Below are 10,649 nucleotides of genomic sequence, written 5' to 3'. Positions count from 1 at the left end.
GGAAGGCAGCGCTCAACCGGTTCATGATTGAATTTGAAGAGCGCTTGGAAGATTATTTATAAACCTTGCAGTTACACAGAATTAATTACAGGGTCTGATCCTACCTGTCGACGAATCAAGAGCTTTTACGTCTTACATCTCACATCTAACGTCTTACCTATCACCAATCCTTAAAACGGAAACTTCCCGCCACCCATACCCGGTGGCAAACCACCGCCAGGTGGCATACCGCCGCCAGGCATTCCACCCTGACCGCCCATCATGCCGCCCATACCACGCATCATTTTCTGCATGCCGCCCTTCTTGCCGACCTTTTTCATCATTTTGGCCATTTGCTTGTGCTGCTTAAGCACGCGGTTCACGTCCTGAATAGTGGTACCAGAACCCATCGCGATACGCTTTTTACGCGAGCCAACGATTTTATCCGGGAAGCGGCGCTCGAAAACAGTCATGGAATCAATAATGACACCCATCAGCTTAAACTGCTTCTCAGCACCCTGAAGCTGACCAGCAGCACCGGCCATTTGCCCCATACCAGGCATTTTATCCATCATGCCGGCAAGACCGCCCATATTGCTCATCTGATCAAGCTGCTCACGGAAATCTTCAAGGTCAAAGGATTTGCCCTTCTTGATTTTATTGGCAAGCTTCTCAGCTTTCTTTTTATCTACCTTGCGCTCAACTTCTTCGATCAGCGACAGAATGTCGCCCATGTCCAGAATACGGGAAGCGATACGATCCGGATGGAATGGTTCAAGGGCATCGGTCTTTTCACCCATACCCATAAATTTAATCGGCTTGCCAGTGATCTGACGAACCGAAAGCGCAGCACCACCGCGCGAATCGCCATCGGCTTTAGCCAGAACAACACCCGTCAATGGCAAGGCATTGTTGAATGCCTTTGCCGTATTGGCGGCATCCTGACCGGTCATGGCATCAACCACAAACAGCGTTTCAACCGGATCAATAGCCTGATGCAGGTTTTTAATCTCGGTCATCATTTCTTCATCGATGGCCAAACGACCAGCGGTATCGACTAAAAGAACATCAACCGCCTGCCTTTTGGCCGCATCTACAGCACCGGCAACGATATCTTCAGGCTTCTGGCTGATATCGCTGGGATGAAAGATGGCATTAACCTCTGAGGCCAACGTCTCCAGCTGTTTGATCGCCGCAGGACGATAAACGTCTGCGGAAACCACCATCACCTTTTTCTTTTCACGCTCCTGCAGGAAGCGCGCTAATTTGGCGACAGTCGTTGTTTTACCGGCACCCTGCAAACCTGCCATTAACACAATGGCTGGCGGCTGCGTTTTCAGGTCGAGCTTTTCATTCTGCTCGCCCATTACCTGAATCAACTCACTCTGAACGATCTTCAGGAACTGCTGGCCCGGGTTCAGCGCCTCAGACACTTCCTGACCGACTGCACGTTCGCGAACACCGTCAATAAAGGTCTTAACAACCGGCAAAGCTACGTCGGCTTCCAACAGAGCCATACGCACTTCGCGCAATGAGCTCTTGATATTGTCTTCAGTCAGCGTTGCCTGACCAGTGATCTGCTTTAGCGTCTGGCTGAGACGTTCCGATAAACTATTAAACATGATTCTTTCACATTACCCAGAAAATCCGTCGATTATAGCAGCGATGCATTAGCTGTTGCTATGGCAGTCAGGCAGGTGAAAACCGACAGACTCTATGGCAAACTTCATTTCTTTATAAATCCGAAGTTACACCCGCAACCTAACGAAACACCGGAAGCTAACCAGCTATGCTTTTATGGATCACCATCATCACCTATTTAGTCAGCGGCTATAAATCCATAAACAATGTATGGGGGAAGAGTGAAAGCCCGCTCTGGCAGCTTTATGCGCCCGCCTATATAGGCCTTGCCGCCCACACCGCGCAACTGGTTTCCGCTGTATCTATTGATGGCATGCTACAGCTTAGCCTGCTGAATACGATCTCCATCTGCGTTTGGCTGACCATTGGCGTCATTCTGCTGTCTGCACTCACCAAACCACTGCACAACCTGTTTACCTTCCTGATGCCTGCCGGCGCCCTGCTGCTGATTATCGCCTTCTTTGCACCCCAGCTGGCCGAGCCAAAACCCTATTCCGGCGCCATGGTATTCCACATCTTTATAGCGCTGCTCTCAGCCAGCATCATGGTCATTGCGACCCTGCAGGCGGCACTGGTCGATATTCAAACCAACGCCCTGCATGACCATCACATCAACAGCCGCATCATGAAGGTGCTGCCACCGCTGCAATCCATGGAGCGACTGATGTTCGAATGGCTCATGGTCGGCTTCATGTTGCTTACGGTTGCAATTATTACCGGTGGCATGTTCATAGAGAACATCTTTGCCCAGCACTTACTGCATAAAACCATCCTGACAATCATTGCCTGGGCGTTCTTTGCCACGCTTATTTTCGGGCACTTTTACCTTGGCTGGCGCGGCCAGCGAGCAAGCCGTTTAATCTATACCGGCTTTGGTTTCCTGCTGTTTGCCTTTGTCGGCTCAAAGTTCGTACTCGAATACTTACTGAAAGTCAGCTAAATTGCAGGAACCCAGGGCAAATTCGCCCCGAAACAAGGCATTTACTCTTGCGATATCAAAAAAAGGGAAGTTACCCGGGCAATTGCTTGACAGCCTGACGACATTTCGTAAAAAATCGCTGCCATCTAAACTATTGAGGCTGTTCTCAGTTGAATGAATTTCCCATAGGCCTGTTATTCGCAATTCTGGGCCTACTCCTATTGCTTTCTGCGTTCTTTTCCAGTTCTGAAACCGGCATGATGTCTCTCAATCGCTATCGTTTGAAACACCTGGCGAATGAAGGTCACCGCTCTGCACGCCTGGCTTCCAAGCTACTGGAAGAGCCGGAACGGTTAATCAGCGTCATTCTGATCGGTAACAACCTGGTCAACATTGCTGCAGCCTCCCTATCTACCATCATTGCAATCCGGTTGCTTCCGGGGCGCGAAGACCTGGCCGTTGGTATTGCCACCCTGCTGCTGACCCTGGTCGTACTTATTTTTTCTGAGGTCACCCCTAAAACCCTGGCACAACGTCACCCGGAGCGAATTTCATTCCCGGCATCTTACATTTTGCGCGTTCTGTCTTCCGTGCTGTCACCTGCTGTGTGGCTGGTCAACGGTATCGTTCGCGGTGTGTTTTGGCTGCTTCGGGTCGGTAAGCATTCATCCAATGACGACTCCTTATCACCCGAGGAGCTAAAAACCATCGTAAACGAATCCAGCAGCACCCTGCCTGAAGAACGCCAGTCTATGCTGCTGGGCATTCTGGAACTTGAAAACGTCACCGTTGACGACATCATGGTTCCGCGTAACGAGGTTCGCGGTGTCGATCTTGAAGACAACATTGAAGAGATAGCAGCGAAAATCCGGACCATTGAGTACACCCGCTTCCCGCTTTATAAAGGCGATCTCGACAAGGTCATCGGTATTATGCACATTCGAGATGCAGCGGAGTTTCTGTACGCTGATGAGCCTTCAAAGGTGATGCTGACCAAAGCCGCCAAAGACCCGTACTTTGTTCCGGAAAACACACCCCTGCACACCCAGTTGATTAACTATCAGGATCAACAGCTGCGTATGGCATTCGTCGTTGATGAATACGGTGATATTCAGGGCCTGGTAACCCTGGAAGATATTCTGGAAGAGATTGTTGGCGAATTCACCACCGATATAGCCAACAGCAATAAAGAGATTCATCCGCAACGGGATGGTAGCTTTGTTATTGATGGCACCGCCTCTATCCGTGACATCAACCGCGCTCTGGAATGGGAACTGCCAACTGATGGGCCAAAAACCCTGAACGGCTTGATTCTTGAGCACATTGAAGACATACCCGATGCCAACGTCAGTATAAAGATCGCCAGCTATCTGATTGAAATTTTGCAGATTAAAGATAACGCGGTAACCGCCGCACGAATTCGTAATCTGGGAAGAGCCCGCTCGACTGTCGACAACATTCTCTAACCCGATCATCTGTCGTTTAACAACGCTAAACGACAGATGCTTCTACCCTCACTCCAATCTATTCAAACAAGCACATGACTCCTGATATTCGAATCGTACTCATTAAAACCTGGCACCCGGGAAATATCGGCGCGGTAGCCCGCGCCATGAAAAACATGGGCCTGTACAAGCTGTACCTGGTTGATCCGCTCGACTTCCCCAGCGAAGAGGCCACCAGCCGCTCCGGGCAGGCGACGGATATCCTGGAAAATGCCGTGGTTGTTTCTGAGCTTTCAGAGGCGATTAACGATTGCTCGCTGGTGATCGGCACCAGCGCCCGTGACCGTTCAATTTCACTGCCGGCATTAACCGCCGAGCAATGCGCCGAAAAGGCCATGCACGAACAACAGGCGGCTCCGGTCGCGATTGTATTTGGCCGGGAGCGCATGGGCCTGCTCAACGAAGAAATTCAGCAGTGCCACTTTCAGGTGAATATTGATGCAAACCCCGACTACCCGGTATTGAACCTCAGTCAGGCGGTGCAGATCATCTGCTATGAACTGTTCAAATCGTCTTCTAAACCCCCAGCCGATGGGCCGGAAGACGCCTACCCACTGCACAAGGAGCTGACTCAGTTCCAGCAGCACCTGGAAAGCACAACGAAGGCGATGGGCTTTATTAACCTGAATCACCCGGGGCAAACGCTTGAGTTAATGCAGGCCATATTCAGAAGAGCACGATTGAGCCGAAAAGATTTGAGTATTATGCGCGGCTTCTTATCATCCATTGATAAGAAGCTGGATAGCTAGCTTAAAAACACTACTTTAGAACAATGCTTGAAACGCCGGGGGTAGCTGTCAGCCAGACGAGTTCGTCTTGAAGTGATTCAGCGCTTTGGATACCGCCGTTCTGCCTTCGGCATCGACCATGATCGCCTTGGGTATCTGGCCGTTCAGCTCTGCCTGTGGCTTGCTGAGCCACATATGAGCCAGTTCCGGCTCCTTAAACACCGTACACGCCTGAATCACCACCTTGGTGATATCATCAACCACCCCCATCATTGGCAGTTCGTCTGTCATATCCATTGAAAGCAGCTCAGCATTGGGCACAACCCGCAACACCTGCTCCTTCGCAATATTCAGCAGGTCTACCGCATGATCACCGTCGCGATCGAAATGAACGCTGAATTCCGTGACATTGAGAGGATCGGCCTCTACATGGAAGTCACTGCCGGACATCTCCGATGCTACACGGGTAACGTCCACCGTTTTTGATTCATTGACCCGAAAGGTAAGAGAGAAATGATACTTCATACATCCTGCTGAATTGGCCAGTGTTAACTTGAGCATAACCAAACATCTGAGGTTTCGCCAGCCGGGCTACCGGCCAGTTTCAGGCAAAAGAGAATTGAAAAAAACCTTATTTAACAGAGCGCTCGAGCTGTTTTGCTTCATTCCAGAATGCATCGAGTGCCTCCAGGCTATATTCATTCCAACCCTTCCCGCTCTGCACCACGCTCTGTTCAACATGCCCAAAGCGACGTTCAAACTTTTTATTGGTCGAACGAACGGCCTGTTCAGGGTCCACCTTGGTGTGGCGGGCAACATTAGCCAGCACAAACAGCAGGTCGCCCAGTTCCGCTTCAATCTCCTGCGGGTTACCTTCCGCTATCGCCTCTTTAAGCTCCGCCAGCTCTTCATAGGCCTTATCGATAACATGACTGACATCCGGCCAGTCAAAGCCAACCTTAGCCGCCTTCTTCTGCAGTTTTTTCGCCCGCAACATGCCCGGCAGCGCGTTGGGTACATCATCCAGTACCTTACCGGACTGCTTTTCCTGCTGCTTCAGCTCTTCCCACTGGTGCTGAATGTCAGCCTCAGTCATTTGGGTCGCGCTGCCCCCATGCAATGAACCGTCAGGGAAGACATGAGGATGACGATATATCAACTTGCTCACCAGCTGGTGAATGATGTCGTCCAGGCTGAAGCGATCTTCGTCAGATGCAATCTGGGCGTAGAACACCACCTGAAACAGCAGATCGCCCAATTCTTCCGACAGATGCTCGTAATCTTCACGCTCAATGGTGTCGATCACTTCATAGACCTCTTCCAGAGTGTGGGGAACAATGGAGCGATAGCTCTGGCGGATATCCCAGGGGCACCCGGTTTCTGGGTCCCGCAGGCGGGACATCAGCAGCTTCAGGTCTTTAAAGTTGTAGCGGTTTTCAGACATGGCTATTCCTGAACACGGTTATAAACACGCCGTACATCTGCAACGTTCGGAATTTTAGAGAGCATCGAGATCGCCCGGCTCAATGCCGCCAGATCAACCACTTCCAGGGTAATCTTCATTTCCGCGGAGTTATCTGCCTTATTCGACAGCGTATTCATTGAGGTTACATTGACACCATTATTGGCCAGTACCGTCATGATGTCTTTCAGCAGGCCGGTGCGGTCGTAGGCGATAAGCAGCAGCTCTGCAGAGTAAGTTGTCTGAACCTCGCCGCCCCAGGAAACATCGATGATTTTTTCTGGCTCTTTGGATTTCAACTGCAGGAAATTCACGCAATCTTCCCGGTGAATTGAAACACCGCGACCGATGGTAATAAAACCGGCAACCGGGTCACCAGGCACAGGCTTACAGCAGTTAGCGATGGTGGTCAGCATGTTGCCGACGCCCTGAATAACCAGGTCACCGGTATGATTCTGCTCTTTCTTCTCGGTCAGCTGCAGCTGCTTCTGCTTCGGTGGGTTAAGAATTTCTTCGGCGTAGTGAACAATGTGCATCACCCGCACATCACCGGCACCAATCGCAGCATAAAGGCTTTCGATATCCGCAAAATTCGCCCGGGCCGCAAGCTTATCGTTATCGACCTTCTCCAGGTTCAGGCGGCGCAGTTCACGTACCAGCATGTCTTTGCCGTCGTGGATATTGACGTCGCGATCCTGAGATTTAAACCACGCTTTAATTTTTGCCCGCGCCCGGGACGATTGAACATAACCCAGGTCATTGTTCAGCCAGTCGCGGCTGGGGCTTGGCTCAGTCCCGGTGAGAATCTCTACCTGATCACCAATCTTCAGCCGCTTATTGAGTGCCACAATACGGCCATTCACCTTGGCACCACGGCAGCGGTGGCCGACATCGGTATGCACCTTATAGGCGAAATCCACCGGTGTGGAATCTGCGGCCAAATCAACTACATGACCTTCCGGTGTGAGCACATAAATACGGTCGACGGTGACATCAACACCCATCTCCTCGACCATTTCATCGATGCCACCGAGCTCGTCATGCCACTCCAGCACCTGACGCAACCAGGAGACCTTTTCTTCGTAACCACGAGACTGGCCGGCCTTTTTGGCATCTGTACCCTTATAGAGCCAGTGTGCGCAAACGCCCAACTCGGCATCTTCATGCATGTCTGAGGTGCGGATCTGAATTTCAACAACCTTCCCTTCCGGGCCGATCACCGCGGTATGCAGAGAGCGGTAGCCATTCTGTTTAGGCGAAGCAATGTAATCATCAAACTCACGCGGAATGTGACGCCACAGCGAATGCACAATACCCAGAACGGCATAACAATCCTGAACTTTAGGCACCAGAATACGGAAAGCGCGAATGTCATATACCTGGCTGAAACCAATGTTTTTACGTTTCATCTTTCGCCAGATGGAATAAATATGCTTGGCGCGGCCCTGTATCTCGGCCTTGATACCGGCACTTTCCACCTCTGCGGTAATGATATCCTGAACTTTCTGAATGTAATTCTGACGGTCGATGCGTTTTTCATCGAGCAGCTTGGCAATCTTTTTATAGTCCTGCGGCTCAATATAGCGGAAGGCCAGATCTTCCAGCTCCCACTTCAGGTGACCCACACCCAGGCGGTGCGCCAGCGGTGCGTAGATATCAAAAACTTCCCGGGCGACCTTATAGCGCCGGGCTGCCGGTGCTTTTTTCACCGCTCTGATGGCACAAGTCCGCTCGGCCAGCTTGATCAGCGCGACCCGAACATCATCGATCATCGCCACCAGCATTTTACGGATGGCCTCGCCCTGAGTTTCGGTTTGCCCCAGCACAGCAGCGCGCGTCGACTTCTGCGGCGCACTGATAGCCGCCATCTGGGCGACACCCCGAATAAGATTAGCGATTTTTGGACCGAACTGGTCCTGAACAGTTTCAATCTGCAGCTCGTCTTCACGCACGGCGCGATAAAGCACGGCGGCAACCAGCGCATCCTGATCCAGCCCCAGCTCGGAGAGGATTTCAGCCATTTCCAGACCGGTCTTAAAGGCAGAGCTGCCCACGCCCCAGTCATTTTCACGGTGGTCAGCTTCATCTTCCGCAGTACGTGCTATGCGGCAGGCACGAATCAACTGTTCCTTATCAACTACCGGGGTGTGTTTTTCCACCCGCGCTAACCATGCTTCTAAATCGACCGTGCCGTCTCTAAAAACCGGCTGATCTTCACGTACTTTCACTGCGTGACTCTCTCTTTTATTTCTTTTCTAATAACGCGATGGTTTCGACATGTTTGGTCTGAGGAAACATATCGACCAATGCTAACTTACTCAAGCACCAGTCGGCTTGCTGTAATAAATTTATGTCGCGTGCCAAGGTCGCTGGATCACAAGATATGTATAAAATTTTGTCCAGCCCTGTCAATTTACTGATATGCCGGCAGATATTTTCAGCTCCGGCTCGGGGTGGGTCCAGAACCACTACATTGGGATTCAAATCGCGTACCAGTGTCATACCGGAGACATCAACCTGAAACAAATCTGCAACCTCAAACTGGCAGTGAGCATCACCGTTCTGCACCGCTTTAGCCTGCCGGATGGCAGCTTCACTGGCCTCCAGACCAACCAGAGAGCCGACCCGGTGGCTGAGAAAATAAGCGACATTACCGCTGCCACAAAACAGGTCGAGCAGGCGGTCACCGGTATTTAAATTCAGCCACTGCGCACCAGTTTCTAGCATTTTCAGGTTCGCGGCCCGGTTAACCTGCGTGAAGTCGCCCGGATAGGCGGTTACTGTTTTTTCGCCGGCGGCATAGCTCAACGGCTGATTCCAAACCCAGCCCTGCTGCTCAACCCAGCGGTGGAAGCGCTCAAGCGCTTCGGGCTTCCCCTTAACGGCAACCGCACCCATCTTACAGCTGTCATCGACAACCAGTTCCAGTTGCGTCAGGCCCTTCAGCGGCGCAGCCGTGCGCAACTGCTCATAGGCAGCGGCCAGCTGCTCAGTAAATACCGGGCATTGTTGAACCGGAACCACCTGATTACCTTGCGCATTATGAAACCCTATCTGGCCCTTGCCCGACACATGCAACCGGGCCCGGTGACGATAGGCAAAGGGCGGAGATTCGATCATCGCCGGCGCTTCAGGCAGCTCAATACCATTGCGCCGAAAATGATCCATCACCGCCGTGCGCTTAATCTCATGCTGGCTGGCCAGCGTCATATGCTGCAACTGACAGCCACCACACTGCCGGAAATGTGCGCAATGCGGCTCTGTTCTGGCCTCACTGGGCTGGTGAACAGTCATCGCATGGCCCTGCCAGAGCTTGGTGTTTGCCTTATCAATTCTGGCTGTCACCCGCTCGCCGGGTAATGCCCCGGCAACCATAACAATACGGCCATCTTTTTCGGCTATACCACGGCCATCATGGCTGAACCGGAGAATATCCAGTTCCAGCGGCTCCGGCAGCGGCTTTTTAGCAGGCTGATTACGACGAAATCTCATTTAAGAAAACACACCTGTCGACAGATAACGGTCACCGCGGTCACAGACAATGGCAACGATGACAGCATTATTGACCTGCTCGGATAATTTCAGCGCACCGGCAACCGAGCCGCCAGAGCTAACGCCGGCGAAGATCCCCTCTTCGGCAGCCAGCTTTCGCATCGTCTCTTCCGCTGTTTTCTGATCCATATCGATGACCTGATCGACACGGAATTCTTCAAAAATACTGGGGCGGTATTCAACCGGCCAGCGGCGAATTCCGGGAATCTGAGAACCCTCTTTCGGTTGCAGGCCGACAATCTGAATGGCCGGGTTCTGCTCCTTCAAATAGTGCGAGCAGCCCATGATGGTGCCAGTGGTGCCCATAGCAGACACAAAATGGGTAACCTTGCCGTGACTGTCCTGCCAGATTTCAGGGCCGGTAGTCTCATAGTGCGCAGCCGGGTTATCGATGTTACTGAATTGATCAAGCACCTTACCTTTGCCTTCACTCTGCATCTGCATCGCCAGATCACGGGCGTATTCCATGCCCTGCTCCGGGGTCACCGAGATGATATCTGCCCCGTAAGCACGCATACTGGCACGCCGCTCTTCAGACAGGTTGGACGGCATGATCAGGGTGAGCTTGTAGCCTTTAATGGCTGCGGCCATCGCCAGAGCAATACCGGTATTGCCGCTGGTTGCTTCAATCAGCGAATCACCGGGCTCGATATCGCCTCGTTTTTCGGCCTGAGCAATCATGTTCAACGCCGGCCGATCCTTTACCGAACCCGCGGGGTTATTGCCTTCAAGCTTCAGTAAAATGACGTTGGAAGGATTTGGGTTCAATCGTTGTAACCGCACCAACGGCGTGCGACCAACGAACTGCTCAATGGTTGGAAATTCCTGCATGTGCTCTCCAGAATAGTCAGGCGGTGAATTGT

Annotated in this window: 9 protein-coding genes; 3 read left to right on the top strand and 6 right to left on the bottom strand. The window is 51.9% G+C overall.

Features of this window, described 5'->3' with window-relative positions; genetic code table 11:
• Nucleotides 1-170 precede the first annotated feature (170 nt).
• Nucleotides 171-1,601: a signal recognition particle protein gene (gene ffh, locus BCF53_RS13910; protein ID WP_132702378.1), complete on the bottom strand. Its 1,431-nt coding sequence runs from the start codon at nucleotides 1,599-1,601 to the stop codon at nucleotides 171-173.
• A gap of 167 nt (nucleotides 1,602-1,768) precedes the next feature.
• On the opposite strand from ffh, the gene BCF53_RS13905 reads away from it, so the two are divergent.
• From BCF53_RS13905 to BCF53_RS13895, 3 genes are all read left to right on the top strand, one after another.
• On the top strand, nucleotides 1,769-2,560 hold the full coding sequence (locus BCF53_RS13905) for a cytochrome C assembly family protein (protein WP_132702376.1): 792 nt from the start codon (nucleotides 1,769-1,771) through the stop codon (nucleotides 2,558-2,560).
• A 149-nt stretch (nucleotides 2,561-2,709) separates the two neighbouring features.
• Nucleotides 2,710-4,005 (top strand): HlyC/CorC family transporter, encoded by a 1,296-nt coding sequence (locus BCF53_RS13900; protein ID WP_132702374.1) that lies wholly within the window; start codon nucleotides 2,710-2,712, stop codon nucleotides 4,003-4,005.
• A 74-nt stretch (nucleotides 4,006-4,079) separates the two neighbouring features.
• Nucleotides 4,080-4,793: an RNA methyltransferase gene (locus BCF53_RS13895; protein ID WP_132702372.1), complete on the top strand. Its 714-nt coding sequence runs from the start codon at nucleotides 4,080-4,082 to the stop codon at nucleotides 4,791-4,793.
• A gap of 48 nt (nucleotides 4,794-4,841) precedes the next feature.
• Here the strand turns inward: BCF53_RS13895 and BCF53_RS13890 are convergent, their stop codons facing one another.
• The 5 genes from BCF53_RS13890 to cysM form a co-directional block, all read right to left on the bottom strand.
• Complete coding sequence (locus tag BCF53_RS13890) at nucleotides 4,842-5,297, bottom strand: MbcA/ParS/Xre antitoxin family protein (protein ID WP_165901924.1); 456 nt, start codon at nucleotides 5,295-5,297, stop codon at nucleotides 4,842-4,844.
• A 106-nt stretch (nucleotides 5,298-5,403) separates the two neighbouring features.
• On the bottom strand, nucleotides 5,404-6,216 hold the full coding sequence (mazG, locus tag BCF53_RS13885) for a nucleoside triphosphate pyrophosphohydrolase (RefSeq protein ID WP_132702368.1): 813 nt from the start codon (nucleotides 6,214-6,216) through the stop codon (nucleotides 5,404-5,406).
• 2 nt (nucleotides 6,217-6,218) lie between these two features.
• Nucleotides 6,219-8,462, bottom strand: a complete 2,244-nt coding sequence (gene relA / locus BCF53_RS13880; RefSeq protein WP_132702366.1) for a GTP diphosphokinase — start codon at nucleotides 8,460-8,462, stop codon at nucleotides 6,219-6,221.
• Nucleotides 8,463-8,478: 16 nt separating this feature from the next.
• Nucleotides 8,479-9,726 carry a class I SAM-dependent RNA methyltransferase gene (locus BCF53_RS13875; protein WP_132702364.1) on the bottom strand — a complete coding sequence of 416 codons (1,248 nt, stop codon included), beginning with the start codon at nucleotides 9,724-9,726 and terminating at the stop codon, nucleotides 8,479-8,481.
• Nucleotides 9,727-10,617 carry a cysteine synthase CysM gene (gene cysM / locus BCF53_RS13870; RefSeq protein ID WP_132702362.1) on the bottom strand — a complete coding sequence of 297 codons (891 nt, stop codon included), beginning with the start codon at nucleotides 10,615-10,617 and terminating at the stop codon, nucleotides 9,727-9,729.
• Between the last annotated feature and the right edge of the window lie 32 nt (nucleotides 10,618-10,649).

The sequence above is a fragment of the Reinekea marinisedimentorum genome (assembly GCF_004341165.1).
Classification (GTDB): Bacteria; Pseudomonadota; Gammaproteobacteria; order Pseudomonadales; family Natronospirillaceae; genus Reinekea; species Reinekea marinisedimentorum.
The sequence above is the reverse complement of the archived record's forward strand: the minus strand, read 5'-3'. Positions and strand labels throughout refer to the sequence as shown.

Bases quoted from the DNA above. Each gene is read 5' to 3' on its own strand.
- ffh (WP_132702378.1), bottom strand. From the start codon at position 1,601: ATGTTTAATAGTTTATCGGAACGTCTCAGCCAGACGCTAAAGCAGATC.
- cysM (WP_132702362.1), bottom strand. From the start codon at position 10,617: ATGCAGGAATTTCCAACCATTGAGCAGTTCGTTGGTCGCACGCCGTTG.
- BCF53_RS13905 (WP_132702376.1), top strand. From the start codon at position 1,769: ATGCTTTTATGGATCACCATCATCACCTATTTAGTCAGCGGCTATAAA.
- BCF53_RS13875 (WP_132702364.1), bottom strand. From the start codon at position 9,726: ATGAGATTTCGTCGTAATCAGCCTGCTAAAAAGCCGCTGCCGGAGCCG.
- BCF53_RS13890 (WP_165901924.1), bottom strand. From the start codon at position 5,297: ATGAAGTATCATTTCTCTCTTACCTTTCGGGTCAATGAATCAAAAACG.
- BCF53_RS13895 (WP_132702372.1), top strand. From the start codon at position 4,080: ATGACTCCTGATATTCGAATCGTACTCATTAAAACCTGGCACCCGGGA.
- mazG (WP_132702368.1), bottom strand. From the start codon at position 6,216: ATGTCTGAAAACCGCTACAACTTTAAAGACCTGAAGCTGCTGATGTCC.